The organism is Euzebyella marina (genome assembly GCF_003687485.1).
Lineage (GTDB): Bacteria > Bacteroidota > Bacteroidia > Flavobacteriales > Flavobacteriaceae > Euzebyella > Euzebyella marina.
Window position 1 is genome coordinate 1,496,885 of the sequence record NZ_CP032050.1, and the last position, 26,313, is coordinate 1,523,197.

The window sequence follows — 26,313 nt, forward strand, 5'->3', positions numbered from 1 at the left end:
TAACTGATTTTCTTAAACTTAAAGGGTTTATTGGGGTATTGCTTCCTACTGTAAGACCTTCTTATAAATTCCTAAACCTTTATAGCTGACCAAGTAATTGATAATATAGTTACATTTTTGGGAGGCTTTCTGCATCTATGACCCAACAATCTAAAAACATTGCCATTATAGGCTCAGGTCTTGTGGGCTCGCTTTTGGCTATCTATCTAAAAAAGTTAGGACACGCTATTACCGTTTTTGACAGAAGACCGGATATTAGAAATATTACATTTTCAGGGCGTTCTATCAATCTTGCCATGAGTAATAGAGGTTGGAATGCACTCGAAGAGGTGGGTATCGCCGAGGAAATCAAGAAGATTGCTATTCCTTTGGATAAAAGGGCTATGCACGTAATCGGTAAACCCATGTATTTTCAAAAATACGGAAAGGAAGGAGAAGCCATTTGGTCTATTTCAAGAGGGGTGTTGAACAAAAGAATGATAGATTTGGCAGAAGCCGAAGGAGTTCATTTCAGATTTGATGAAAAAGTTTGGGATGTTGATCTGCCGGAAGCTAAAATCTTTACCGGAGAAACCGAAAAAGGGGAGTGGAAGGAGTATAATTACGATATGATTTTTGGTTGTGACGGCGCCTTTTCGCGGGTGCGACACAAAATGCAACGACGCAGTCGCTTCGATTATTCACAAGATTTTATTGATGTTGGCTATAAAGAACTTTCTATACCTCCCAACGCTGATGGTACCCATAAGCTAGACAAGAACTCTTTTCATATCTGGCCGAGAGGAAAGTTTATGTTGATTGCGATGCCGAATTTAGATGGTAGCTTTACCTGTACCTTATTTTTACCTTTTGAAGGCCAAGTATCTTTCGACAGTCTGACCACTAAAGAAGAAGCAAAAAAGTTTTTTGAAACCTACTTCCCCAATGTGATGCAGGTGATAGATGATTTGTTAGTTGATTTCTTTAAAAACCCGACCAGTGCCTTGGTGACCATGAAATGTTACCCTTGGACTTATTGGGACAAGGTGGCCCTAGTAGGGGATTCTGCGCACGCCGTTGTGCCATTCTATGGTCAAGGTATGAATGCCGGTTTTGAAGATATTTTCGTTCTTCACGAATTGATTCAAAAACATGGTGACGATTGGTTACAGATTTTTGAGCAGTACCAAAAAGAAAGAAAGCCCAATGCCGATGCTATTGCTGAATTGAGCTACCGGAATTTTGTTGAAATGAGCAGTAAAACTGCTGACCCGAAATTCTTATTGCAGAAAAAAATTGAGAAACACTTTGCTTCAAAGCATCCCGATAAGTGGATTCCGATTTATAGCCGCGTTACCTTTTCAGATAGACCATATTCAGAGGCGTTGGCTATGGGTGATGAACAAGAAAGTATTATGAAAGAGGTAATGAAAATGCCCCAAATTGAAGATAAATGGGATAGCACCGAAGTAGAAAACAAAATGCTTTCTCTTTTGCAAGATTGATTCAAAGTAAGTGTGATAAAAAGAAAGGGCCGCGTTTTAAAACGCGGCCCTTTCTTTTTATTGACTATTAGCAATTAAAGTTTTTGAAAAAACTTTTGCATCTTTTCCTGTTCTTCTTCGGCCAATACTGGGTCAACCAATATACGGCCACTATGCTCGTCAGTAATGATTTTCTTGCGAGAAGCAATCTCTACTTGTACCTGCGGAGGAATCGTAAAGAAAGAACCTCCTGAAGCACCTCTTTCGATAGGTACTACCGCAAGACCGTTCTTCACATTGTTTCTAATTCTAGCGTAAGCCTTTACTAGGCGTTCTTCGATTTCATCCTGGTATTTCTCAGATTGCTCTAAAAGGGCTTGCTCTTCTTTTTCCGTTTCGGCCAAAATGGCGTCAAGCTCTCCTTTTTTATGCTTTAAATGAGATTCACGTTCGCCTAAACGCTCTTTGGTTTCAGAAATAACCTCTTTTTTCTGTTCAATTTGTGCTTTGAACTCTTTAATGTTTTTCTCAGCTAATTGAATTTCCAATTCTTGATATTCAAGCTCTTTACTGATAGAGTTGAATTCTCTACTGTTACGAACATTCTTTTGCTGTTCGCCATATTTTTTGATGAGAGCCTTGGCTTCCTCAATCAAGTTTTTCTTGGCGCCGATTTCAAAATTAATGGTTTCGACATCGGTCTTTAATTTATCTATTCTGGTTTTGAGACCTAATACCTCATCTTCCAAATCCTCAACTTCTAGTGGCAGTTCACCTCGAACGTTGCGTATTTCATCTACTCTTGAATCGATCAATTGCAGGTCATACAATGCCCTAAGTTTCTGTTCTACCGTAGCGTCTTCTTTTTTTGCCATAAATTTTTATAAATACTTGATGGGATTGGTTTTACTTTCCGATAAACGGACTGCAAAATTAGGAATTTTTTTTGTAAGATAATCAACTAATAAATTTTTTGTAAACTGTTCTGTTTCATAGTGTCCGATATCTGCAACCACTATTTTGTTCTCAGCCTTGTAAAATTCATGATACTTTATGTCTGCGCTTATAAAAACATCGGCACCCGTGGCTTTGGCTGCATCGATGGCGAAGGCACCACTTCCGCCTAAAACGGCTACTTTTTGAACAGGTTTACCCAATAACTGCGAGTGCCTAATGATAGAAGCGTTCATTGACTTCTTTACCCTCTTTAAAAAATCTTTCTCTTCTTCCAGCTCGTTCAGCATACCTACCATACCCATGCCCACATAAGGGTTCGTGTTGTCTAAAGAAACAATGTCATAGGCGACTTCTTCATACGGGTGGTTGTTTAATAGGGCATTGACGATTCTTTTCTGGTCAATACCAGAAAAAACGACACTTATCATGGTCTCTTTTTCGTGATGTAGTTGTCCAATATCGCCCTTTGTAGGGTTAGAATTCTCACCTGCTTCATAGGTGCCCATCCCTTCTAGGTTAAAACTGCAAGCGCTATAGTTGCCTATATTGCCGGCCCCAGCCTCAAATAGATGCTGTCTTAAATTCTCGGCATCGTCTTTAGGTACATATGTGGTAAGCTTTTTAAGGTTTGATTTTTTAGGAATCAAAACCTGAGGGTTCTCGATGCCCAGAACCTCACATATTTTAGTGTTCACCCCATTTTGAACATTGTCTAAAGCGGTATGCATGCTGTAGATGGCGATATCATTTTTGATGGCCTTTAAAACTACCCTCTCAACATAATTGGATCCTGTAAGTTTTTTTAATCCCCCGAAAATTATGGGATGAAAGCTTACTATAAGATTACAATTGGTTTTGATGGCTTCGTCAACAACATTTTCTAAAGTGTCGAGGGTTATCAAAACACCATTAACAATAGAGTTGTAATCGCCAACAAGTAAACCAACATTGTCAAAATCTTCAGCATTGCCCAAAGGAGCCAATTCTTCTAAAATATGGGTAATTTCTTTAACTGTCATGAAGAGTTTTTGTATCGCCTAAAGATAAAATATTATAATTTCGCCCAAATGCAAGTACTGAGAAAAATACTATTTCCGTTTTCGCTCCTATATGCTTTAGTAGTTTACTTTCGAAATTTCTTATTCGATATCGGGTTTTTGAAATCAAAAACTTTTGAGACTCCAACCGTCTGCGTTGGTAATTTAAGTGTAGGCGGAACAGGTAAAACTCCTATGATTGAATTTCTTGTCGATAACCTCAAAGCTGAATTGAAGATAGCTGTCTTAAGTAGGGGGTATAGAAGAAAATCAGAGGGTTTTATACTTGCCGATACCGACAGCAGCGTTGAAGAGCTTGGTGATGAGCCGTACCAGATTTACTCAAAATTTAAGGACATAGCCGTAGCAGTAGATGCGAATAGGCAAAATGGTATTACCTCTCTTCAAAAGATGGTAGACCCTGATTTAATTTTATTGGATGATGCCTATCAGCATCGTAAGGTGAAATGTACTTCGTACATTCTATTGACTGCCTTCGGTCATTTGTATTCAAAAGATTGGTACTTACCAACTGGAAACCTTCGAGATGCCAAGTCACAGGCCAATCGCGCCAATTGTATTGTGGTTACAAAGTGCCCGAAAAATTTAAAAACAGAAGCAAGAAAGAAGATTATAAATCAGCTCAACCCACAAACACATCAAAGGGTACTATTCAGTTATTTAGATTACCATGATGAAGTTTTTGGTCTGGATAAGAGTTATTCTTTGAATGATTTGAAATCAAAGAATATCACTTTGGTCACTGGTATAGCAAACCCAGCTCCTTTAGTGGAATTTTTAAAAAATGAAGGCGTCTCGTTTAAGCACTTGAAATTTAAAGACCATCATTTCTTCTCGGAAAATGAATTGAAAAACCTTAAAGAAAAGGATTTGATTCTAACTACCGAGAAAGACTATGTTCGTTTAAAGAATCAGCTTCAGAATTTATATTATCTACCCGTGAAGCATCGGTTTTTTGATGATGACGGGGAACAAATACTGAAAGAGATAAGGAATATTATATAACCGTGTCGCGTAGGTTTTTGTTGTCAAAGATATTTTCCCCAATTTTTTGGTAGAATACTTCTGGTTTAAAAGGCTTGGTGATTACATCGTTACATCCCGCTGCATAAAAACTTTCCAAGCTGTCGTCTAAAGAAATGGCGGTCAAGGCCACAATCGGAGTAATCTTATCGAACTTTCTGATTTCAATGGTAGCTTCTTCACCCCCGATTCCCGGCATATGAATATCCATCAAAATAGCGTCATATTTATTTTCTTTGGCCAAATCGATTGCTTCCCCGCCATTATTAGCGATATCACTGGTGATATCTTTTTTGGTAAGCATCTTCTTGGTAATAACCTGGTTGATTTTATTATCCTCGACTATCAATATGTGAAGGCCGTTGAACTCGAAATCTTTTTCCGATAGCTCAAATGGTACATCGTCTACGATGGCATCTTTACTCTTAACGTCGAGTTCAAAGTAAAACTTACTTCCTTTGCCCAACTCACTTTCTAACTGAATTTTACTATCAAAAAGACCCAATAGACTTTTTACTATGGTAAGCCCCAAGCCAGACCCACCATATTCACGGTTAATCTGAATAGAACCCTGCTCGAAACCTTCGAAGATATTTTCTTGTTGATCTTTAGAGATTCCGATGCCGTTATCTTGTACTTCAAAGTACAGCGTTACGTTTTCTTCTTCTTTTTCGAGCATTTTGGCAACTACCCGTACCTCACCATTCTTTGTAAATTTCAGGGCATTGCCAACTAAGTTCATGAACACCTGAGATAGCTTCAGAGGATCGCTCATTAGGTGGGAGGGAATATCCTCATCATAATCTAAAATAATGGCGGTCTTGTTGCCTTGAGCACTTTGTTGCAATGAATCAATTACCTCTTGAAGCACCTTCTTAAGGTTGAACTCTACATTCATTGGCTCAAGCTTATCCGCATCAATTTTGTTGATTTGAAGGATATCATTAATGAAGTTCAATAGGTAATCTCCTGAAAACTTTAGCGCTTTTAAATGCTCTTTTTGATTCTCGCTTGGGTTCTCTTCCAACAGCAAATGTGTCAAACCGGTGACGGCATATAAAGGGGTTCTCAACTCATGGCTCACAGTAGACAAGAAATTTGTTTTGGCTTCCATGGCTGTAACAGCGGCATCTCGGGCTGCTTTTAGCTCGGTGTTTTTTGTTTGGAGAAGATCGTTCGTCTTCAACTTTATTTGATTGTTTCTAAAAAGTGAAACCGCTAAAAGAGTGATAATGATCAGTAGGGCAGAAGTGAGTATAGCCGCTATATCCGATTGGTTTTTTGATTCGTTCAGTTCCTCAATCTTTTGCTCTTGCCTTCTTATCTCATCGCTCATAAAATCAAACTGAATTTTTTCAGCCGTCTTTGTCTCGGTCTTCATTTTCGCAATGTTGAAGAGCGAATCTCTGATGTAAAGCAGATTTTTATTATTGGCTAGAGACAGGTCATATCTTCCTTGACGCTCATAAATTCTAGTGAGCATTTCATTAGAATCCCATATTTCCTTTGAAAAGGCATTTTTCTTGGCAAGTTTCAATGCACTTTCTCCATTCATGGCGCTTTCCTCAAGCTTGTCGGTCTTAAGGTAAAGGTCGGCCAAGCCTAGATGGGCCTTGGTAGCTAGGTAATCACTTTCGTATATGTCGGTATTGACAATTAAAGAATTGAAGTTCTTGGCAGCACTCTCGTACTTATCAAGTTTCATATATATTTGGGCTTCTGCCAGCAGGATATTGTTGAAAAAATTTCGATCATTATTCAATTGCTTAGCCTCGTTCAATAAGAAAATAGCCTGAAAGTTTTTTCCATCATGAAATAAAAGAATGGCCTCAATATATTTTTGCATGGCATCGCCATACGGGTATTCAATGTCTTTTAAAAGTGCCTTTGCCCGATCCCAGAAAAAATAAGTGGTTTCTTCTTTATTTAACTTAAGATAGAGTAGGGCGTGAGCTTGATAACTATCGATCAATGCCTTGACATCTTCATTGGCTTCAGCTGATTTAGATGCTTTTTCCAACTCTTCGAGAGCCAAATCGGTTTGGTTGCGATTACTGAAATCACGGGCCCGATCTAAGTGTAGTTTAGGTTCGAGAAGTTCAACCGTATCTTGGGAAATAGGTGAGGTTTCTTGGGCAACGACCATTTGAAATGTCAAGATTGCTGCAAGAATAACTACTATGTTGTAGTATTTTATATGTTTGAAATCTATTGTCAAATGTAATTTTTGCTTCTCAGTAATTGAATTAAATCTACAATTCTACTGCTATAACCGGTTTCATTATCGTACCAACCGATTATCTTCACCATCTTTCCAATTACAGAAGTCATCTCTGAATCAAACGTACAAGAATGACAACTATTGTTTATGTCAATTGACACCAATGGGTTTTCGCTGTATAAAAGTATGTTTTTCAATTCATTGAGCGAATTTTTTCTGAAAGATGAATTTACTTCTTCTATACTGGTTTGTCGTTTTACATTGAAAGTGATGTCTGTAAGTGAGCCATTGGGTACTGGTACGCGTATACCGCACCCACCTATAACATCCGATAAATGCGGGAATATTTTAGTCAAAGCCTTGGCAGCACCTGTGGTAGTCGGCACGATTGATTGACCGGCAGCTCTTGCCCTGCGTAAATCTGAATGAGGTCGGTCGTGAAGACTTTGATCACTAGTGTATGAATGCACAGTGGTAATGTAGGCCTGTTCAATGCCGCAAAGCTCATCTATGACCTTTATCATAGGAGCTGCGTTATTGGTGGTACAAGAGGCATTGGAAATAATATCGTCTCCTTCCTGTATGATTGATTCGTTTACTCCCAATACTACCAAGGGTATATCATCTTCAGCTGGAGGAACCGAAAGGATTACTTTTTTGGCACCGTTGGTAATATGGTGTTGTAGCGTATCTCGGGTCTTGAACTTTCCTGAACATTCAACAACAACATCTACATCATAGGCGGACCAATCTATGTTTTCTGGAGAGCTTTCATTGAAAAGAATAATTTCATGGCCTTCTACAACGATAGTTCGGTCACGGTACGTAACCTCAGGTTCAAAAATGCCATGTATGCTATCGAATTTAAGTAAGTGCGATAAAGTTCGGGCATCTGCCAAATCGTTTATTGCGACTACCTCAAGATTCGATTGGTTTTGTAATAAACGGAAGAGGGTTCGACCGATACGACCGAACCCATTTATACCAATTTTGGTTGTTTTCATTGAATATTGAGAAATGGGGTCTATTAATCAGACCCTCATCTTTTTTAATGAATATGTTTGTGAGCTTTGTACGATGAGCGTACCAGGGCGCCACTCTCTACATGCCTAAAGCCCATTTTGAGGCCAAGCTCTTCATATTTTTTAAACTGTTCGGGAAGAATGAATTCTTTCACCGGAAGATGCTTTTTCGAAGGCTGCAAATACTGGCCGATGGTAACTACATCAACTTTTGCATTTCTCAAATCTTCCATCGTTTCAATGACCTCTTCCTCCAACTCTCCCAAACCTAGCATTATACCCGACTTCGTTCTGTTAGCCCCGCTGTCCTTTAGATAACGCAGAACTTCAAGGCTACGCTCGTACTTGGCCTGTATTCGTACCTCTCGAGTAAGTCTTTTAACGGTTTCCATATTATGGGAAACTACTTCAGGGGCTACCTTGACGATTCGGTCTAAATGCCTTTCAATTCCCTGAAAATCGGGAATTAGGGTTTCTAAGGTCGTTTCGGGGTTCATTCGTCTGATAGCCTTTACGGTTTCTGCCCAAATGATAGATCCCATATCTTTTAAATCATCTCTGTCGACCGATGTAACTACCGCATGTTTGATGCCCATTATCTTAATGGAACGGGCTACTTTTTCAGGCTCTGCCCAATCGACTGTCGAGGGTCTTCCTGTCTTCACCCCGCAGAAACCACATGACCGGGTACAAACGTTACCTAAAATCATAAAGGTGGCAGTACCTTCTCCCCAGCATTCGCCCATATTGGGGCAACTACCGGAAGTACAAATGGTATGAAGGTCATATTTATCTACCAGCCCTCTTAATTGTGTATATTTTTTTCCCGTGGGAAGTTTGACCCTGAGCCATTTCGGCTTTCCTTTTGGGGGTGCTACACTTGCTACGGTCTCTGTACTCATGTTTAACTAATTTTATACAAATATACGAACTATTAAATCCATTTAAGGTAACTCGCCGATTTGAAGAGTTTCCATACCGTCATTTTCAAAACTTGAAATTTTTAATATGGACAATGATCTATTTCGTGCCCTTAATTACTTGGGCCAATAATTTTTTCGCCCTTAGAAGTTTTACTTTTACATTGTTGATGGGTTCATTGAGCTCTTCGGCAATGTCTGCATAACTTAGCTCTTTGAAGTACCTAAGATTGATAACTTCTTGATAATGGGGTTTAAGTTTTTTAATGTGAAGTAAAAGGTTGGCTAAATTCTGTTCGGTTATCAAAAGATCTTCGGCAGAAGGAGCATCATCCAATACTTTCTTTACGGAATCTTGATTTTCCCCAATTTCGACACTTTTCTTACGCTTTCTGATGAGGTCGACGTGAATATTCTTTGAAATGGCTATTAACCAAGTCTTAAATTCATAATTATTGTCGTAAGTGTGCAGTTTGTCAAATGCCTTTGAGAAAGTCTGTATGGTAATGTCTTCGGCATCGTTCTCGTTTTCGGTACGTTTTAACTGAAAACCGTAAACACCGTTCCAAAATCTATCGAGCAATGAGCTATAGGCAATCTGATTGCCCGAGAGGGCTTTTTTAATAGTGCTTTGGATATCTTCAGCTTCTGCCAATAGCGGGGGTTGTTAGGTTAAATTTGTGTTTGAAGTTTAGACGAATCTTCTTTTCGGCAATCTTGCTCATCGGGCATTTTACCGCACATGCTACAAGCTTCGCCATCTTTATTTAAAAACGGACTTTGGCTTGCACAAGTTCCGGCAAATTTTCCATCTTTTTTTGCCCAAATTTTTATGGCGATTCCGGCGAATGCAACCGCCATCAAAGCTACGGTAAGCAATATCAACTTCATATCAGATATCTTTTATGCAAAGATACAAAATAAGCCCCGAAACAAAAGTCTCGAGGCTTTGGATATATAAGTGTTTAAAGTTGATTTCTAGTAAGCGAGATTGGCTACGATGTTTTCTACCGTCGGGGTATTGTTACCGCCCTTCGGTTCAATAGTAATGTAGCTTATAGCTTTATCTGCATAAGGCAGTGCCAATAATTTTTCTTGGCTATCGGCTTCGTGAATTATACCAAGATTCACCATTTCACCGTTAACCTCTGCCCACATCTGGTAACATTGGTCTTCCGGTAGATTAGGTAATTTGCTCACATTAATGTAAGAAAGTCGTTTAACGGGATTGATGTAAGCAACTGCTTTCAATTCTTTTGCCTTCTTATTGCCCTTAACACTAACTTTTTTGGTTTCAGGGTTTTGAAGAACAATGAACTGGTTGCGAACATCTTCTAATTGAGCTCTCATCGTTTCCTCAAGATTATCGATCTTGTTGTTCACGATAGCATTCTCTTCTTGAAGACTCTGGTTTTGGTCCCAAAAGAAAAAGCTCGCGCCGAAAGACATTAGAATAGCTATGGTTGCGGCTACGGCCAACCTGTAGTACTTTTTTCTCCCGACATGCTCTCTTCTTACCTTTTTTATTATTTCGTCTTTAAGGGCATCGGGCGCCTTTACGGCAAATAGCTTGGAGTAGGTCTCCAAATTTTCCTGTAGTTCGTTATAGGCATCACGCACTTCAGGGTACATGGCAATATAACGTTCGGCTTGTAAGGTCTCTTCTTGGGTTGCATTTCCAATCAGGTACTTTTCAAGTATATCCGAATCTAAAAACTGTTTTATTTTCTCTTTCATGATGTTGTTATATCATATTCATCGATAGGACTAAAATCATCGTAGGACCATAAATTTTTCTAAGTTCTCTCAGTCCAATTTTTAATCTAGACTTGATGGTTCCCAGGGGTATATCAAGTTCATCGCTCGCCTCTTGTTGTGTCATGCCTTGAAAAAATAAGGCATCTAACACAATTTGATATTTTGGCTCAATCTTGTCAAGATTCTCTCGAACGTCCATGAACTCTGGTCTAGTACTATTGACGCCCAAATTATATACGTCTGAAACATCAATTTGGATTTCTTTATCTGATTTTGTATTGACACTTCTTAATTTATCGATGGCCGTATTTCTGGTTATTCGAAAAAGCCACGTAAAAAGTTTTGCTTTTGAAGCATCGTATGAATCAGATTTTTTCCAAATTTTTACAAAACTCTCCTGAAGTACGTCTTGGGCAAGTTCTTCGTTTCTAACTACCTTGTTAGCAACCCCTAACAAGGTGTCTCCGTAATGCTCATACAGTAAAGAAATGGCCTTTTCATTACGCTCTTGAAGCAATTCTACAATGTGTTTCTCAAGTAAGGTGCTCATAAATTTTGGTAGGTCTCAAAAAAAATTTGATTTTTGGGCATCCAACCGGGTAGTTTAGTCCGTATATGTTGAAACGCTAAATTATAAAATTGATTGTTATATAGGCGTTTTGTGAAAATATTAATGAATAAATGTGCACTTGGTAACTGCACATTTAATTTTTGGTTAGTTTGGTTTGGTATAACCCCTGAAGAGCTTTCTTTGGGGGTTATTTTATGATATTAACCTCAGGTTCAATCTTTATGCCGAAGTTTTTATCTACCTCTTCTATAATGCGATAGGCAAGTTTTAAGATATCTACGCCAGTGGCATGACCATGGTTCACCAAAACCAATGCTTGGTTTTTATGCACACCTGCATCGCCAAATCTTTTTCCTTTAAATCCACTTTGCTCGATCAACCAACCCGCAGGTATTTTGTATTCATGTTCGCTTACTTGATAAAAAGGTGCTTTGGAGTTTTTTTCGATAAACTTTTTAAAAGTAGATTCATTCACCACTGGATTTTTAAAAAAACTGCCGCTATTACCTAAAACTGTTGGGTCGGGTAGTTTTTCTCTTCTGATTGCTATTACAGCATCTGAAATGTCTTTTATAGAAGGCTCGACAATTTGCCGCTCATTCAATTTTGCCTCAATGGCTCCATAAGAAGTATTTTTCTTATGTCCTTTTTTAGTTAGTTCAAATATGACAGAAGTGATGATGAACTTACCTTTTCCTTCGTTTTTAAAAAATGAATCTCTATACCCAAATTGGCATTCGGCATTAGTGAAGTTCTTCAGTTGTTGGTCACTGATTCGCATAGCTTCACAGCTAACCATTACGTCTTTTAACTCAACCCCATAAGCGCCAATATTCTGTATGGGCGCCGTGCCGGTATTTCCGGGTATTAATGACATGTTTTCCAACCCTCCATAGCCTTGTTCTAATGTCCACATGACCATGTCATGCCAATTTTCACCTGCCATTACCTTTATTTGAACGGTTTCGTTGTTTTGGTCGACGACTTCAATCCCCTTGAGATTGATATGTAACACAAGAGCGTCAATATCTTTGGTAAGCAGCATATTACTGCCACCGCTGATAATAAACTTATGTGGGTGTTCTTTTAATTGTAGGGCTTGCTTTAAATCTGCAATGTGGTTTATTTCATAGAAGTATTTTGCCCTTACATCAATGCCGAAAGTGTTGTATGTCTTAAGAGAGGTATTTGACTTGATATCCATTAGCCTTTATAACTATTTAAGGCCTGCTTTAGTATGCTCACGGCCCTTTTTAAGCTCTCTTTTTCCAATACATAAGCAATTCGTACTTGGTTCTTGCCGTACCCTTCGCTAGCATAGAAGCCAGCTGCCGGGGCAACCATGACAGTTTCGCCATCCACATTAAAATCGCTCAACAACCATTGTGCGAAATGATCGGTATCCGATACCGGTAACTCTGCAATACAGTAAAAAGCACCTTGCGGCCTGCCAATTTTTACACCATCAATTTTTGACAATTCAGCAATCAATAAGTCTCTTCTTCCTAAGTATTCCTCTTTCACCTCTTCGAAGTAGCTTTGAGGTGTGTCCAATGCGGCTTCGCTTGCAATTTGTGCGAATGTCGGCGGCGATAACCTCGCTTGCGCGAATTTTATGGCGGTTCTTACAACTTCTTTATTTTTACTGACCATACAACCAATTCTGGCGCCACACATGCTGTACCTCTTTGAAACGGAGTCGACTATGATGGCATTCTGCTCTAATCCGTTTTCTTGAAGAATGGAGTAATGTTTTCGTCCATCATAGGTAAACTCTCTGTACACTTCGTCTGATATTAGAAAAATATCATGCTTCTTGACAATCTCGGCCAGTTGGCCGATTTCTTCAGGTGTATAAAGGTAACCTGTTGGGTTGCCCGGGTTGCAAATTAAAATGGCCTTGGTTCTATCTGTAATCAGTTTTTCAAACTCAGAAATAGGGGGTAAGGCAAAGTTGTTCTCAATACTCGAAACTATGGGAACCACGTTCACGCCCGCTGCTGTGGCAAAACCATTATAGTTCGCATAAAAAGGTTCAGGAACGATTATTTCGTCACCAAAATCGGTAATACTGCCAATAGTGAACGATAAGGCCTCAGATCCACCTGTGGTAACGATGATATCTTGTGCTGTTACCGAAATATCATTTTTGGCGTAGTAACCTGCCAATTTTTGACGGTATTCTTCTGATCCCTCGGTTCTGCTGTACTCGACAATCTCAAGGTTGTTGTTTTTAACGGCATCTAGAGCTACTTGAGGTGTTTTAATGTCTGGTTGGCCAATGTTCAAATGAATTACATTAACTCCCCTCTTTTTCGCTTCTTCGGCAAAAGGAACTAGTTTTCTAATCGGTGATTGCGGCATTAAGCGCCCTTTCTCTGATACTGACGGCATAAAAAATGAAATTTTTGACAAAAGTGCTAAATCCAATTCGATAAAACTAAAATAGCGGCTGGTATTTGATTGTTATCTAGATTGTTAAAATTTAGGCAGGGAGTCATAAATATTTGTAAATTGATAAGAATTGAAGGTTTAATTTGAAGAAAGTTGAATCGTTCCCTTCTACATATTATCATTTTTATAGCTCTGCTGCCCTTTTTCGCTGAGGCACAACAGTTCGATTTGCCAAAAAGTAAGGATTCTGAAAAGCTAAGGTTCGAGTTGGTGAACAATCTTATCGTATTGCCAATTGAAGTTAATGGGTCAAAGCTTAATTTTTTGTTGGATTCGGGGGTGAGCCAGCCTATTCTCTTTAACATTTCAGATTTAGATTCCCTTCAAATAAATAATGTCTCTGAAATAACAATAAGAGGGGTGGGGCATGGAGAGCCCATTAAGGCCTTGAGTTCAAAAAACAATACTTTTAGACTCAATAATATTACCAACTTAGACCAACGGTTATATGTGGTGATGGACAAAAGCATTAACCTTTCGCCAATGGTTGGCATGACCATTCACGGCATCATGGGTTACGAGCTTTTTCGCGATTTTGTGGTGGATATCAACTACAGTAGAAAGGTAATTAAGTTTTTTCGCCCCGAAACTTATAAGTATCGAAAAGATAGAACCGCCCAGACCTTACCATTGGAAATCAATAAAAAGAAGGCCTTTTTGGAAGGGAACGTCCATCTAAATAATTTAGAAGATTTTCCGGTGACCTTATTGGTCGATACCGGTAGTAGCGATTCTATCTGGTTGTTTGAAGATGATCAAATCAGTGTACCAGAAAAAAACTATGAGGTGTTTTTGGGAAAAGGTTTGAACGGCGAAGTTTACGGAAAACGCACCAAGATCGATGGTTTGGACATCGGTTCTTTCTCTATTAAAAATGCCAAGGCAGCCTTTCCTGATAAAAAATCTTTTAGTTCTCTAACAAGTTTGGGTAGCAGAAATGGAAGTCTTGGAGGGGAGGTTCTTAAGCGTTTTAACGTGGTTTTTGACTATAGTAGGGGTAAGGTCATCTTTAAGAAAAATAAGTATTTCGAGCGACCTTTTCAATATAATCTCAGTGGCTTAGATCTTCAGCATAATGGTATGCGTTACATTGCTGAAAGCATTGCTGATTCTAGAGGTGTGGTGAGAAATGAGGAAAAAAGCTTTGGAGATGTGCAGTTGCTTTTTGAATCACAGGCCAAATTAAGTTTGGTGCCGGAAATAGTTATCTCCGCAATTCGAACAGGTAGCCCTGCTCATGAGGCCGGTCTAAGAGAGGGCGATGTGGTACTTGCGGTAAATGGTAAACGAATACACCGCTACAAACTACAGCAGGTCATGAATATGTTGAACGATAAGGAAGGAAAGCGAATCAAGCTCTTGGTAGGTAGGTATAATTCTGATTTGCTTTTTACCTTCGTTCTTAAAAATGTGCTGAAATAAAAAACCCTGATTTTTAATCAGGGTTTTTTATTTTATTGTTGATTTGAAGGTTACTTGCCTTCGGTAGCCTTAACCTCTCCTTTAATTTTTAAAACCTTAGTAGGTGTATCGGCATTGGAAATGACCGTAATGGCCTTTCTAATCGGTCCTACGCGGTTGGTATCATATTTAACTTGAATTTCACCAGTTTTTCCTGGTAAAATTGGCTCTTCCGGTTTCTTTGGTATAGTGCATCCGCAGCTAGAGCTTACCTTGCTAATGATCAAAGGAGATTCACCGGTATTGGTGAATTCAAAAACTCTTACACCATCAGAACCTTTGGCTATCTCTCCGTAGTCTACGGTCTCCGTCTTAAATTCGATTTTAGCGGCTTTTTCTTGGGCGGTTAGAGTTAAGCCCATGAGGCCGACAAATAATACAAGTACTATTTTTTTCATCTTTTTAAATTTAGGGAATCTCAAAAATAAATCTTTTCAGATGAACCTCCAAAATTCTTTTGTTATCAGTTAACGTTACTTATTTTTGTTTCGTATTTCAAAAAGGGCAAAATTGCCCATATTTATTAACAATGAAACTTCTATAGCGGTCTTTCTTTTTGACCGACACTTTTCAGTCAAAAACCGTTCCAAAAATATGGAAATCCCTTCAAAATATGATCCGCGCAAAGCGGAAAACCACTGGTACGACTATTGGATGCAGCATAATTACTTCTCATCAACACCTGATAATAGAGAACCGTATACCATAGTTATACCTCCCCCAAACGTAACAGGCGTATTGCATATGGGGCATATGCTTAATAACACGCTGCAAGACGTTTTGATTAGAAGGGCTAGGCTGATGGGCAAGAATGCTTGCTGGGTTCCGGGAATGGATCATGCCAGTATCGCAACCGAAGCAAAAGTGGTTGCCAAATTAAAGGCTGAAGGTGTAGAGAAAACCGATTTGAGCCGTGATGAATTCTTGAAGCACGCTTGGGATTGGACGAACGAATACGGTGGGGTAATTTTGGAACAGCTTAAAAAATTGGGCTGTTCATGTGATTGGAACCGTACCAAATTTACAATGGATGACGATATGTACAAATCGGTCATCAAGGTATTCGTGGATCTTTATAAAAAAGGATTGATCTATCGGGGTCACCGAATGGTCAACTGGGATCCAGAGGCTTTGACAACTCTTTCCGACGAAGAAGTTATTTATGAAGAAAGACAAGGCTTACTTTATTATCTAAATTATGCAATTGAGGGTAGTGATGAAAAGGTGACCATTGCTACGACAAGACCGGAAACCATTTTGGGCGACACGGCAATTTGTATCAACCCAAACGATGAACGCTATAAGCATTTGAAAGGCAAAAAAGCGATAGTGCCTATCTGTAATAGAGTCATTCCCATCATAGAAGATGAGTATGTCGATATCGAGTTTGGTACCGGTTGTTTAAAAATAACCCCGGCCCATGATGTCAACGATAAGGCCTTGGGTGAAAAGCATAATCTTGAAACCATCGATATTTTTAATGCGAATGCGACCTTAAACTCTTTCGGTCTTCATTACCAAGGAAAAGACCGATTCCTAGTACGCAAAGAGATATCAAAAGAGCTTGAAGAAAAAGGTTTTCTGCTTAAAAAGGAAAACTATGTAAATAAGGTGGGTACCTCTGAGCGTACCAAAGCGGTTATAGAACCACGTCTTAGCGATCAATGGTTTCTTAAAATGGAAGAACTGGTAAAGCCTGCTTTGAAAGCGGTACTTGAAACCGAAGAGGTGAAGTTCTTTCCTAAAAAGTTTGAAAATACTTACCGCCATTGGATGGAGAATATCCGCGATTGGAATATCTCGCGGCAATTATGGTGGGGTCAGCAAATACCGGCATATTATTTTGGTGATGGCCAAGACGACTTCGTTGTGGGAGAAACTATCGAAGAAGCTTTGCAATTGGCAAAAGAGAAGTCTGGCAATTCAGACTTTACCATTGAGGATTTGAGGCAAGACGAAGATGTATTGGACACTTGGTTCTCTTCATGGCTATGGCCAATTAGTGTATTCAACGGAATACTTGAGCCGGATAATGAAGAGGTCGATTATTATTATCCTACCAGTGATTTGGTTACAGGCCCCGATATTATATTCTTTTGGGTGGCGCGAATGATTATTTCCGGATATGAATACCGTGATGAGCGACCCTTTAAGAATGTATATTTTACCGGTTTGGTTCGTGACAAGCAGCGACGCAAAATGTCAAAATCGTTGGGTAACTCTCCTGATGCCCTACAATTGATTGAGAATTATGGCGCGGATGGTGTTAGGGTAGGTCTCTTGTTAAGTTCTGCAGCAGGTAACGACCTTATGTTCGATGAAGATTTATGCCAGCAGGGCAAAAATTTTGCCAATAAAATCTGGAATGGTTTCAGACTTTTAAAAGGATGGGAGATTGCCGATATTCCCCAACCGGAAGCGTCTCGATTGGGCATAGAATGGTACAAGGCGAAATTCAATAGTACTTTGGCCGAAATAGAAGACCATTTTAGCAAATACAGAATTTCAGATGCTTTAATGGCTATTTATAAACTTGTTTGGGACGATTATAGCTCTTGGCTATTAGAGATTATAAAACCGGATTACCAAAAGCCTATCGACCGCGTTACCTTTGATGAGGTTATTGCTCTTTTCGAACAGAATTTAAAATTATTACATCCTTTTATGCCGTTCTTGACCGAAGAGGTTTGGCAGCATATCAAAGAACGTTCACCTGAAGAGGCGCTTATTGCTTCAGAATGGCCAAAATTGTCTGCTGTGGATAGGAGTGTAATCGAAGAATTTGATTTTGCTACAGAAGTGGTATCAGGTATTCGTAATATCCGTAAGGAAAAGAACATTCCTAATAAAGATTCTTTAAACCTGTTCATTTTGAACGAAGAGAATGCTTCAAAAATGTGGGATGAGGTAATCATCAAATTGACCAATATTGCAGAACTCTCCTATGTAGATGCGTCCGTTGATGGGTCATTATCATTTAGGGTTAAAAGTAACGAGTATTTCGTTCCTATGGCGGAAGCAATAGATGTCGAGGCAGAGATAAAGAAAATTAAGGAAGAACTAAAATACACCAAAGGTTTCTTGCAATCGGTACAGAAAAAATTGGCCAATGAGAGATTTGTGGCCAATGCGCCGGAAAAAGTAATTGAGATTGAGCGAAAAAAGCAAACTGACGCAGAAGCTAAAATCGAAACATTAGAGAAAAGTCTGGCGAATTTGGAATAAGTAAGGTTGGTATTTAAAAGTCTTGCTAATGCATTGATACACTTGCTCTTTTAGTTAAATTCTTGAGGTTTCCTCATTAATTTTTAAATAAGCCTGAATATTAATGAATGTGTATTCGGTTAAATTGCTATCTTAGCTGTGTGAGACTTAAAGATGATGCTAAGATTGAGGCCATATTCAACTCTGCTATTGAGCTGACCGAAGAGATAGGCCTTAATAAGCTGACAATGTCCGCTATAGCCGACAAAGCGAATATTGCAAGTGGTACGCTCTATGTCTATTTTAATAGTAAAGAGCAATTACTGAACGACCTTTACAAGAGGCTTATATCCGAGGGTACACTCTCATTGTTACCTGCTATTAGTCACCTCCCCATCAAACAACAACTGTTCAACATTTGGTCGAACGTTCTTAATTTCAGGATGGCCAATAGTGCCGAAGTTGCCTTTATGCATGAGTTTAGGTACTCTCCTTATTTAAGTGATGATGCCAAGATGATGGATAGAGAGTTTGTCCTGCACATCTTAAAACTGCTTGATGCCGGAAAGGAAGAGCTGATAGTAAAAGATTTAAGCAACGACATATTACTGCCGTTGATGTATGGCTATGTAGACAATTTGGCCAGGCACTTGGTTTATAAAAATATAGGCTTAACCCCAGAAATTATAAGACAGACCTTTACTATTTGCTGGGATGCTATCAAAGCATGATTTTTTAACATTTATTAGTGAATACATATTCATTTATAACTTATCTTTACCGCAACTTTCTAAGAGTTTTTAATTTTTGTTTTTAGGATTAAGTTTATTGCCCTGAGTCTTTCGGAACGAAGACCGTATTTCTTTAGTTAATGGAAACCCCGTTTGTGCGATTATTGATAATGTTCCCCCCGAGTCAGTTCGCATAGGGGTTTCTGCTTTTTATTCTATCATCTCCTTCCACTCACAGAAACCTACATTTTTTGTATATTTAAAAGAAACACGAACAAATGAGGAGTCTTCTTTTAGTACTGGTTTTAGGGTCGGTTCAATTTTTATGTTCTCAAGAACAAACTATCTTGCCGAAAGAGGTTCAGATAGCCACCGCTTTGATTCCTGTACCAGAAGGGGACAAAGAAACAACTACGGTTTATGGCTATTCGCCAAAAGGGGAGTTGGTGGTGTTGCGCGAGGGTACCAACAATTTAATTTGTCTTTGCGATGACCCGAAAGTTGAAGGTATTAGTGTGGCGTGTTATTCCAAAGAACTTGAGCCTTTTATGAAGAGAGGTCGGGAGTTGACCTTAGAGGGTAAGAATACAAAGGAGAAAAGAGAAATTCAAGGTGCTGAGGTCTCTGCAGGCAAATGGCAGATGCCATTGGCACCGAGTATGATGTACGTTTATTACGGGAGTGACGATGCTTATGATAAACAGACGGGCGAATTAAGTGATGGGCAATATCGCTATGTAATTTACACGCCTTTCGCTACAGCCAAATCTACGGGACTGCCGACCAAGCCCCACGAAAAAGGAATGCCTTGGTTGATGGATCCAGGTACTTTTCGGGCACATATAATGGTCGGTCCTTTCAATTAAAAGAGTGATATCTATAGATAACTTGATTTTAAAACTTGAAGTTTGGAAACATATGCCACGGCCTTATTGTACGCCATTCCTTTTTTTGTCATTTTATTGTTGATTGAAATAGCTTACGGCTATTTTAAAAAAGACCAAAAACACAAGGTGCTTGATTCGGTTGCAAGTATCAGTTCAGGTTTTACTAATATCATTAAAGATACCCTAGGGCTTGGTCTGGTTCTCATTTCTTATCCTTTTTTAAGTGACCATTTGGCCATTACCGAATTCGAATCAACTTGGTTGGTCTGGTTAATTGCCTTTCTGACGATTGACTTTGCAGGCTATTGGAACCATAGGTTAAGCCATAAAATCAATATTTTTTGGAATCAACACGTAATTCACCATAGTAGTGAAGAGTTTAACTTGGCTTGTGCATTAAGACAGCCCATATCAAACCTTATAGGCTATTTTTCGCTTTTTCTTTTGCCAGCAGCTATTCTTGGGGTACCGAATGAGGTAATTGCGATTTTAGCGCCCGTACACTTGTTTGCTCAATTTTGGTATCATACCCAACATATCGGAAAGCTTGGTTTCTTAGAGTATGTTTTGGTAACACCATCGCAACACCGGGTGCATCACGCCATCAATCCTGAGTATATAGATAAAAATTTAGGTCAGGTTTTATGTGTTTGGGATCGGTGGTTTGGTACTTTTCAAGAAGAATTAGATCACGTTCCTCCGCAATATGGTGTTCTAAAGCAACCTCGTACCTGGAACCCTATAAGAATCAATTTTCAACATTTATATAGGTTGGTTCAAGATGCTTGGCGTACCAAGAGCCTGAAAGACAAATTAAGAATTTGGTTCATGCCAACAGGTTGGAGACCTGCTGACGTAAAATCAAAATATCCCGTCGAAACGATAAAAGATGTTTATAATTTTAAGAGATATAGTACACCTTCAACTCCGGCATTTAAGGCATATATTATCTTTCAGTTAATAGTGACCTTATGCTTTCTATGGTTTATGTTCTATAATTTCGAGGCAATAGGTTTTAGTGGTCTTCTCTTGTTTGGCACTTTTGTATTTGTTGGTATCTATGGATACACCAGCCTTATGGATCAATTGAACTATGGTGTTTATATAGAACTATTTAGGGGTATTGTAGGTATTTTGTTTGTGACTTTTAATGGCGATTGGTTCGGAATCAATCAATTTTTCTCATTTGGTAGTTGGTTGGTTTTGACTTATTTTTTTGTGACTGTAATATGCTCTGTCTATTTCGCCTTCATTGAAAATAAAACCTTCGGTAAGGGTTGGGTCGTCTAGGTCTGTCCTTAGCCTCTGTAATTAAATTCTAAAAATAAATTCTAGGCAAGGGGTTATATTTATCTAGAGCTTTGCTAAGTTTGTTTAGAATCAAATACTTTATGAGACCTTATATTCTGGCCGAAACCAATTGGGAAGCCCTTAAAAGTGCATCGTTTGATATGGTAATCTTACCTTGGGGCGCAACCGAAGCACATAATTATCATTTACCCTATGCCACTGATAATATACAGGCAGAACATATGGTGGCGGAAATGGCCAAGCATGCTTGGGAAAAAGGGGGTAGGCCCATAGTATTGCCTGTACTTCCATTTGGGGTCAATACAGGGCAGTCTGATATTTATTTAGATATAAACTTGAACCCAAGTACCCAATTGGCAATTCTTACCGATATTGTTGAGGTGCTGAATCGCCAAGGCATTTATAAGCTTTTGATTTTTAATGGTCATGGAGGAAATGACTTTAAGCCTTTGGTTCGTGAATTAGGACTGAAATTTCCGAAGATGTTTATAAGTTTCAGCTTTTTTCCTCAGGTGGTAAATAAGCGTAATTATTTTGAGGAAGAAGGTGATCATGCCGATGAGATGGAAACCAGTCTAATGCTCTATCTCAGACCTGACTTGGTGCTGTCAAAAGACAAATGGGGTAGTGGGGCCTCAAAAAAATATAAAATTCAGGCTTTTAAAGAAGGTTGGGCGTGGGCCGAAAGAAAATGGTCTCAGGTAACGGAAGATACTGGAGTTGGTAATCCCGAAAAAGCTACAAAAGAAAAAGGCGAACGCTTTTTTAAGGATATTACTTCTAAAATGGGCGATTTTGTTCTGGATTTATGCCAAGCAGATTTGTCAGACCTTTACGAATAGTAATTACTGCTTTTTTAAAGTAATTAATTCTTCACCTCTGTTTTAACGAGTTTTATATAAGCCTTCATGGCATCTTCTCGCCCCATGTTTTTCGCTTGTATCAGAGCATTGGCTTTAAAGGCATTGATAAGGGGCACTTTACTATCGGGGCTACTATAGTTTTTGTTTGCAATCTTGTAGTAAGCATACAGTTTTAGCAATAGGTCTGCCGGTAACGGATCGGTATAATTGTTTATATACTCGACCGCTTCTGCAAAATCAGTATGCAATTTCTCCTTCTTCATCTTTCTTTACAACAGCTGCTATACATGTCTTTGCCCCAACTACTTTTTGGTTAAGTTTTACTGTTACGGCACAGTCTAGAGGTAGAAATAAGTCGACCCTTGAACCAAACTTGATAAAACCGGCATCTTCGCCCTGTTGAACACTTTCCCCGATCTCGGCATAGTTGACAATTCTTCTGGCAAGGGCCCCGGCTATTTGACGGTATAAAATATCCCCGAATTTCGGAGTGCGTATGACAACAGTTGTACGTTCGTTTTCAGTGCTCGATTTGGGGTGCCACGCTACCAAATATTTTCCGGGGTGGTATTTAGAGAATTTGACACTACCGCTAGCAGGATATCTTGTTACATGTACATTGGTTGGCGACATAAAAATAGATACCTGTCTTCTTCTATCATTAAAGTATTCGGTTTCTTCAACCTCTTCAATAACCACGACCTTACCATCGACAGGGGCAAGAATTTCATCAAAGGTCTTAGCTGCCCTCCTTGTCGGATTACGAAAAAATTGGAGAATGAGAATCAAAAGAACAACCGCCAATAATTGCAATCCCCATCTAAGCCACATTATATCAACGTAGAATTGCGAAACCAAGATGATGGCGCAAACTATAAAAAAAGTGGTCAGTATTATTTTTTGACCCTCTCTATGAAACATAGTCAATAATCTTTAATGTTAAAAAGGCATATGGCGCCGCAAATACTAAACTATCTAAACGATCCAACATTCCGCCATGACCTGGTAAAAGTGCTCCGCTATCCTTAACTCCTGCGGCTCTTTTTAATTTTGATTCCACAAGGTCGCCTAAACTACCGGCAACTACAATTACGATTGCTAAAAGTACCCATTGCATCGGTGTAACTATGGGTTCGTATTTTCCTAAAAAGTAGGCAGTTCCCATGGCGAAAATCAAGCCTCCGAGCGCTCCCTCCACTGTTTTTTTGGGAGAAACTCGTCCAAAAAGCTTATGTTTTCCAAACGCTTTACCTGTAATGTAGGCAAAAGAATCGTTCACCCAAATCAGGATAAAAATACCTATTATAAGGAACTTCACAAAGTCATCATTGGTATAAGGTATCATGGTAAGAAAAATAAATCCCCCACCAATATAGAAAAGGCCAATAATGAATTTTTGAAGAGTATTGAAAAGTCTTTCTTTTTTGTTGAAAAGGTAAAATAAGAGGGCAGCGTTGGTTGCCAAGGTGCACCCTAAAAGGGTGTAAACAGGCCACATGTCGGTTACAAAATAGATGAATGCCCACCATAGAACTAAATAGGCAAAGTAAATATGTAACCCTCTTAGGCCAACGAGCTTTTTATATTCATTAAGACAGGCGAGGCCGAAAACCATGAATAAAAAATCAAAGGCGTCGGAGCTTAAAAATACCACGGATAATAGTAGCACAATATAAACTGCCCCAGTAAGTGAACGCCGAAGTATTTCCCTCATAATTTACAGGTCTTCCAAAAGTAAAAGATACAGATTTTTGGAACTACTCCCGTAAGTTAGAAAATCATCTGAATTTTCTTCGTTGGCCTGAAAATGTTTTAAGGTGGTAATATTGGCAGGAATTCTGCCACTGTATTTCTTCTTGATGGTCTTGAGACCTTCACCAATAGACTCTACCAATTGACTGGTGGTTGCAAACACGATAACGTTATATGGCAGTTCGTGAAGCTTTTTTTCCATTAGCTGATTCGAGCAGACCAAAATAGATCCATTCTGGGCTACAAGATGCTCACAAGTCGTAAAGAAAACATCACTATCGGCACTTCGATGGGTAAATTTCACCTTTTCTTTACCAAACTTGTCTTTTAATTTAGAATCCAGCACAAAGAAAGGATGGTCTTGCCAGTTATTCTCTGTGATGATGTTTTTAAGGGCTTGGGATATTTCGGTGAAAGAGTCACAATAGAGAAATTTACCACCATTTTTTTTGAAATGTATGGTAAATTTTTCGTCAACGGGAATGTTCAGGTCTGGCATGTGGGCTCCTCGGGTCTCTGCTGTTTCTTTGGAAACCTTTTTCTTGTTGCCTCCACCAAATAATTTGTCAAATAGCCCCATTTGGTATTATAACTCTATATGTATTCGTTTCCCTAAGTTATAGAAAACGTTAAATTAAATGATTTATTTTTCTTCACCTTCTTCGGCCAAAGTACCCGCGACCTCGGTATCATCGACGTTTTTGTCATCAAGCTTTTCTTGACCCTTTTCATCAAACTCTTTATCGAAAGGTCTTTTCCCGAAAATTTTCTCCAAATCTTCCTTAAAAATAACCTCTTTATCCAATAACCTTTCGGCCAAGGTAGTTAGTTTGTCTTTATTGTCGGTCAAAACTTTTATCGCCCTTTGGTATTGCTCCTCGATAATTTTTGAAATCTCTTGATCTATTTTCTTGGCAGTCTCATCGCTATACGGTTTGGTAAAGCCATAGGACTCTTGTCCTGATGAATCGTAATAGGTAAGGTTGCCGATTTCATCGTTTAAACCATATATAGTGACCATGGCCCTAGCTTGTTTGGTCACCTTTTCGAGATCACTAAGGGCGCCAGTTGAAATCTTGTCAAAAATTACCTTTTCTGCAGCACGACCACCCATGGTAGCGCACATTTCATCAAGCATTTGCTCAGGACGAACGATTAGTCGCTCTTCCGGTAAGTACCAAGCAGCACCCAATGATTGACCCCTAGGTACAATAGTCACTTTAACAAGCGGGGCGGCATGCTCCAACATCCAGCTGACCGTAGCGTGACCCGCTTCGTGAAAGGCAATGGTCTTTTTCTCGCCAGGTGTAATTATCTTATTTTTCTTTTCAAGACCACCAACGATTCTGTCCACAGCATCTAAAAAGTCTTGTTTGGTTACCGCTTTACGTTCTTTTCTAGCAGCAATAAGAGCAGCTTCATTACATACGTTAGCTATATCAGCCCCTGAAAAACCGGGGGTTTGACGTGCCAAGAACTCTAAATCTAAGGCTTCAGCGGTTTTAATAGGTCTTAGATGCACTTCGAAAATCTCTTTTCTTTCCCTGATATCCGGTAGGTCGACATAAATCTGTCTATCGAAACGACCTGCCCGCATCAAAGCTTTATCCAACACATCGGCGCGGTTCGTTGCGGCCAATACGATAACGTTGGTATTAGTGCCGAAACCATCCATTTCTGTCAATAACTGGTTTAGCGTGTTTTCACGTTCGTCGTTACTGCCGGTAAAATTGTTTTTTCCACGGGCCCTACCAATAGCATCGATTTCATCGATAAATATAATAGCCGGCGATTTGTCCTTAGCTTGTTTGAACAAATCACGCACCCTCGAAGCACCGACACCTACAAACATTTCTACAAAATCGGAACCTGATAGCGAAAAGAAAGGTACTTTGGCTTCCCCTGCAACCGCTTTGGCCAATAAGGTCTTACCTGTTCCCGGAGGGCCTACGAGCAGTGCCCCTTTCGGTATTTTACCTCCAAGAGAAGTATACTTATCCGGGTTTTTCAGGAATTCAACAATTTCCTCTACTTCTTCTTTGGCCCCTTCGAGACCTGCGACATCTTTAAAGGATGTGCGGGTATCGGTTTTTTCGTCGAAAAGCTTCGCCTTTGACTTACCAATATTAAAAATTTGGCCACCAGCGCCAGCTCCACCACCACCTGACATTCTGCGCATCAGGTAAATCCAAATTCCGATAATCAACACAAAGGGCAGAATACCCAACAACAGATCCATTAAATAATTGTTGTCGGTATCGTAATCTACGATGGTGTCAAGATTGTTCTCTTTCTTGATATTTTTGATTTCATTCTCGAAATTCTGAAGATCACCATAATCTAACACATACTGAGGTGTAGCCCCTGTTGAAGGTAAGAAGGGTTTGTCATTTACTTCTTTATGAACATCTTTGGCGAGCGCTTCTTCCGTTAGAAAAACCTTTGCCTGTCTAGTGTTGGTGATGATCATAATTTCTTTGACATCACCGTTTCTCAGATATTCCTGTAATTCTGAGGTGGTCGTTTTTTTGGTGCTGGCGAAATTACCGCTTCCTAAAAACTGAAAACCTAATAAAAGTACCGCAATCAATCCGTAAATCCACCACGAGCTGAACTTAGGTTTTTTAGGGTTTGTATTGTTATCTTTAGCCATTATT

General features: G+C 39.2%; 25 protein-coding genes. 8 read left to right on the forward strand and 17 right to left on the reverse strand.

All coding sequences use genetic code 11. The annotated features are described in order from the left end of the window. Positions 1–137: 137 nt before the first annotated feature. Positions 138–1,484 (forward strand): FAD-dependent oxidoreductase, encoded by a 1,347-nt coding sequence (locus D1013_RS06115; RefSeq protein WP_121848028.1) that lies wholly within the window; start codon positions 138–140, stop codon positions 1,482–1,484. Between the two features lie 74 nt (positions 1,485–1,558). Here D1013_RS06115 and D1013_RS06120 read toward each other — a convergent pair whose 3' ends face one another. Both D1013_RS06120 and D1013_RS06125 read right to left on the reverse strand, forming a co-directional pair. Beyond that, positions 1,559–2,338, reverse strand: coding sequence for a zinc ribbon domain-containing protein (locus tag D1013_RS06120; protein WP_121848029.1), 780 nt, complete (start codon positions 2,336–2,338; stop codon positions 1,559–1,561). A gap of 6 nt (positions 2,339–2,344) precedes the next feature. Then, the gene (locus tag D1013_RS06125) at positions 2,345–3,439 is read right to left on the reverse strand and encodes a Nif3-like dinuclear metal center hexameric protein (RefSeq protein WP_121848030.1); all 1,095 of its coding nucleotides are present in this window, start codon (positions 3,437–3,439) and stop codon (positions 2,345–2,347) included. On the opposite strand from D1013_RS06125, the gene lpxK reads away from it, so the two are divergent. Next, entirely contained in the window at positions 3,416–4,483 is a 1,068-nt protein-coding gene (lpxK, locus tag D1013_RS06130) for a tetraacyldisaccharide 4'-kinase (RefSeq protein WP_317125494.1), read from the forward strand. The two genes, D1013_RS06125 and lpxK, sit on opposite strands and share 24 nt — an antisense overlap. Here the strand turns inward: lpxK and D1013_RS06135 are convergent. From D1013_RS06135 to D1013_RS06175, 9 genes are all read right to left on the reverse strand, one after another. Further along, on the reverse strand, positions 4,476–6,647 hold the full coding sequence (locus D1013_RS06135; RefSeq protein ID WP_121850627.1) for an ATP-binding protein: 2,172 nt from the start codon (positions 6,645–6,647) through the stop codon (positions 4,476–4,478). The two genes, lpxK and D1013_RS06135, sit on opposite strands and share 8 nt — an antisense overlap. Before the next feature lie 68 nt (positions 6,648–6,715). Further along, positions 6,716–7,726 (reverse strand): type I glyceraldehyde-3-phosphate dehydrogenase, encoded by a 1,011-nt coding sequence (gene gap, locus D1013_RS06140; protein ID WP_121848032.1) that lies wholly within the window; start codon positions 7,724–7,726, stop codon positions 6,716–6,718. A gap of 44 nt (positions 7,727–7,770) precedes the next feature. Then, complete coding sequence (gene lipA, locus D1013_RS06145) at positions 7,771–8,646, reverse strand: lipoyl synthase (RefSeq protein ID WP_121848033.1); 876 nt, start codon at positions 8,644–8,646, stop codon at positions 7,771–7,773. 118 nt (positions 8,647–8,764) lie between these two features. After that, positions 8,765–9,319: an RNA polymerase sigma factor gene (locus D1013_RS06150; protein ID WP_121848034.1), complete on the reverse strand. Its 555-nt coding sequence runs from the start codon at positions 9,317–9,319 to the stop codon at positions 8,765–8,767. A 17-nt stretch (positions 9,320–9,336) separates the two neighbouring features. Continuing rightward, on the reverse strand, positions 9,337–9,555 hold the full coding sequence (locus D1013_RS06155; protein WP_121848035.1) for a membrane or secreted protein: 219 nt from the start codon (positions 9,553–9,555) through the stop codon (positions 9,337–9,339). An 87-nt stretch (positions 9,556–9,642) separates the two neighbouring features. Continuing rightward, a complete protein-coding gene (locus D1013_RS06160; protein ID WP_121848036.1) occupies positions 9,643–10,401 on the reverse strand; it encodes an anti-sigma factor in 759 nt (252 codons plus the stop codon). Positions 10,402–10,408: 7 nt separating this feature from the next. After that, on the reverse strand, positions 10,409–10,972 hold the full coding sequence (locus D1013_RS06165; protein WP_121848037.1) for an RNA polymerase sigma factor: 564 nt from the start codon (positions 10,970–10,972) through the stop codon (positions 10,409–10,411). 208 nt (positions 10,973–11,180) lie between these two features. After that, positions 11,181–12,197: a UDP-N-acetylmuramate dehydrogenase gene (gene murB / locus D1013_RS06170; RefSeq protein ID WP_121848038.1), complete on the reverse strand. Its 1,017-nt coding sequence runs from the start codon at positions 12,195–12,197 to the stop codon at positions 11,181–11,183. Then, the gene (locus D1013_RS06175) at positions 12,197–13,387 is read right to left on the reverse strand and encodes a pyridoxal phosphate-dependent aminotransferase (protein ID WP_121848039.1); all 1,191 of its coding nucleotides are present in this window, start codon (positions 13,385–13,387) and stop codon (positions 12,197–12,199) included. Before D1013_RS06175 ends, murB begins: the two co-directional genes overlap by 1 nt. 153 nt (positions 13,388–13,540) lie before the next feature. Here D1013_RS06175 and D1013_RS06180 point away from each other — a divergent pair, with 153 nt between their 5' ends. Beyond that, on the forward strand, positions 13,541–14,869 hold the full coding sequence (locus D1013_RS06180) for an aspartyl protease family protein (RefSeq protein WP_225621497.1): 1,329 nt from the start codon (positions 13,541–13,543) through the stop codon (positions 14,867–14,869). 50 nt (positions 14,870–14,919) lie between these two features. Here D1013_RS06180 and D1013_RS06185 read toward each other — a convergent pair whose 3' ends face one another. Further along, positions 14,920–15,306, reverse strand: coding sequence for a DUF1573 domain-containing protein (locus D1013_RS06185; protein WP_121848040.1), 387 nt, complete (start codon positions 15,304–15,306; stop codon positions 14,920–14,922). Between the two features lie 196 nt (positions 15,307–15,502). Here D1013_RS06185 and D1013_RS06190 point away from each other — a divergent pair, with 196 nt between their 5' ends. From D1013_RS06190 to D1013_RS06210, 5 genes are all read left to right on the forward strand, one after another. Then, entirely contained in the window at positions 15,503–18,133 is a 2,631-nt protein-coding gene (locus D1013_RS06190) for a valine--tRNA ligase (protein WP_121850629.1), read from the forward strand. Positions 18,134–18,273: 140 nt separating this feature from the next. After that, on the forward strand, positions 18,274–18,843 hold the full coding sequence (locus D1013_RS06195) for a TetR/AcrR family transcriptional regulator (RefSeq protein WP_162987819.1): 570 nt from the start codon (positions 18,274–18,276) through the stop codon (positions 18,841–18,843). A gap of 278 nt (positions 18,844–19,121) precedes the next feature. After that, positions 19,122–19,709, forward strand: coding sequence for a hypothetical protein (locus D1013_RS06200; protein ID WP_121848042.1), 588 nt, complete (start codon positions 19,122–19,124; stop codon positions 19,707–19,709). Positions 19,710–19,751: 42 nt separating this feature from the next. After that, entirely contained in the window at positions 19,752–21,020 is a 1,269-nt protein-coding gene (locus tag D1013_RS06205; protein ID WP_121848043.1) for a sterol desaturase family protein, read from the forward strand. A 101-nt stretch (positions 21,021–21,121) separates the two neighbouring features. Then, on the forward strand, positions 21,122–21,883 hold the full coding sequence (locus D1013_RS06210; RefSeq protein WP_121848044.1) for a creatininase family protein: 762 nt from the start codon (positions 21,122–21,124) through the stop codon (positions 21,881–21,883). Between the two features lie 23 nt (positions 21,884–21,906). On the opposite strand, the gene D1013_RS06215 is transcribed toward D1013_RS06210, so the two are convergent. The 5 genes from D1013_RS06215 to ftsH form a co-directional block, all read right to left on the reverse strand. Continuing rightward, entirely contained in the window at positions 21,907–22,167 is a 261-nt protein-coding gene (locus D1013_RS06215; protein WP_121848045.1) for an acyl-CoA-binding protein, read from the reverse strand. Beyond that, the gene (locus D1013_RS06220) at positions 22,142–22,825 is read right to left on the reverse strand and encodes a phosphatidylserine decarboxylase family protein (protein WP_121848046.1); all 684 of its coding nucleotides are present in this window, start codon (positions 22,823–22,825) and stop codon (positions 22,142–22,144) included. The genes D1013_RS06215 and D1013_RS06220 overlap by 26 nt, the downstream gene beginning before the upstream one ends. Continuing rightward, positions 22,815–23,618 (reverse strand): phosphatidate cytidylyltransferase, encoded by an 804-nt coding sequence (locus D1013_RS06225; RefSeq protein WP_121848047.1) that lies wholly within the window; start codon positions 23,616–23,618, stop codon positions 22,815–22,817. The genes D1013_RS06220 and D1013_RS06225 overlap by 11 nt, the downstream gene beginning before the upstream one ends. A gap of 3 nt (positions 23,619–23,621) precedes the next feature. Further along, entirely contained in the window at positions 23,622–24,236 is a 615-nt protein-coding gene (locus tag D1013_RS06230) for an LUD domain-containing protein (protein WP_121848048.1), read from the reverse strand. A gap of 63 nt (positions 24,237–24,299) precedes the next feature. Next, a complete protein-coding gene (gene ftsH, locus D1013_RS06235; RefSeq protein WP_121848049.1) occupies positions 24,300–26,309 on the reverse strand; it encodes an ATP-dependent zinc metalloprotease FtsH in 2,010 nt (669 codons plus the stop codon). Positions 26,310–26,313: the final 4 nt, after the last annotated feature.

Coding starts and splice junctions, on each gene's coding strand:
- D1013_RS06120 (WP_121848029.1), bottom strand. CDS start 2,338: ATGGCAAAAAAAGAAGACGCTACGGTAGAACAGAAACTTAGGGCATTG.
- D1013_RS06215 (WP_121848045.1), bottom strand. CDS start 22,167: ATGAAGAAGGAGAAATTGCATACTGATTTTGCAGAAGCGGTCGAGTAT.
- murB (WP_121848038.1), bottom strand. CDS start 12,197: ATGGATATCAAGTCAAATACCTCTCTTAAGACATACAACACTTTCGGC.
- lpxK (WP_317125494.1), top strand. CDS start 3,416: ATGGGTAATTTCTTTAACTGTCATGAAGAGTTTTTGTATCGCCTAAAG.
- D1013_RS06135 (WP_121850627.1), bottom strand. CDS start 6,647: ATGGTCGTTGCCCAAGAAACCTCACCTATTTCCCAAGATACGGTTGAA.
- lipA (WP_121848033.1), bottom strand. CDS start 8,646: ATGAGTACAGAGACCGTAGCAAGTGTAGCACCCCCAAAAGGAAAGCCG.
- D1013_RS06210 (WP_121848044.1), top strand. CDS start 21,122: ATGAGACCTTATATTCTGGCCGAAACCAATTGGGAAGCCCTTAAAAGT.
- D1013_RS06225 (WP_121848047.1), bottom strand. CDS start 23,618: ATGAGGGAAATACTTCGGCGTTCACTTACTGGGGCAGTTTATATTGTG.
- gap (WP_121848032.1), bottom strand. CDS start 7,726: ATGAAAACAACCAAAATTGGTATAAATGGGTTCGGTCGTATCGGTCGA.
- D1013_RS06125 (WP_121848030.1), bottom strand. CDS start 3,439: ATGACAGTTAAAGAAATTACCCATATTTTAGAAGAATTGGCTCCTTTG.
- D1013_RS06200 (WP_121848042.1), top strand. CDS start 19,122: ATGAGGAGTCTTCTTTTAGTACTGGTTTTAGGGTCGGTTCAATTTTTA.
- D1013_RS06175 (WP_121848039.1), bottom strand. CDS start 13,387: ATGCCGTCAGTATCAGAGAAAGGGCGCTTAATGCCGCAATCACCGATT.
- ftsH (WP_121848049.1), bottom strand. CDS start 26,309: ATGGCTAAAGATAACAATACAAACCCTAAAAAACCTAAGTTCAGCTCG.
- D1013_RS06165 (WP_121848037.1), bottom strand. CDS start 10,972: ATGAGCACCTTACTTGAGAAACACATTGTAGAATTGCTTCAAGAGCGT.
- D1013_RS06220 (WP_121848046.1), bottom strand. CDS start 22,825: ATGTTTCATAGAGAGGGTCAAAAAATAATACTGACCACTTTTTTTATA.
- D1013_RS06160 (WP_121848036.1), bottom strand. CDS start 10,401: ATGAAAGAGAAAATAAAACAGTTTTTAGATTCGGATATACTTGAAAAG.
- D1013_RS06185 (WP_121848040.1), bottom strand. CDS start 15,306: ATGAAAAAAATAGTACTTGTATTATTTGTCGGCCTCATGGGCTTAACT.
- D1013_RS06230 (WP_121848048.1), bottom strand. CDS start 24,236: ATGGGGCTATTTGACAAATTATTTGGTGGAGGCAACAAGAAAAAGGTT.
- D1013_RS06155 (WP_121848035.1), bottom strand. CDS start 9,555: ATGAAGTTGATATTGCTTACCGTAGCTTTGATGGCGGTTGCATTCGCC.
- D1013_RS06190 (WP_121850629.1), top strand. CDS start 15,503: ATGGAAATCCCTTCAAAATATGATCCGCGCAAAGCGGAAAACCACTGG.
- D1013_RS06115 (WP_121848028.1), top strand. CDS start 138: ATGACCCAACAATCTAAAAACATTGCCATTATAGGCTCAGGTCTTGTG.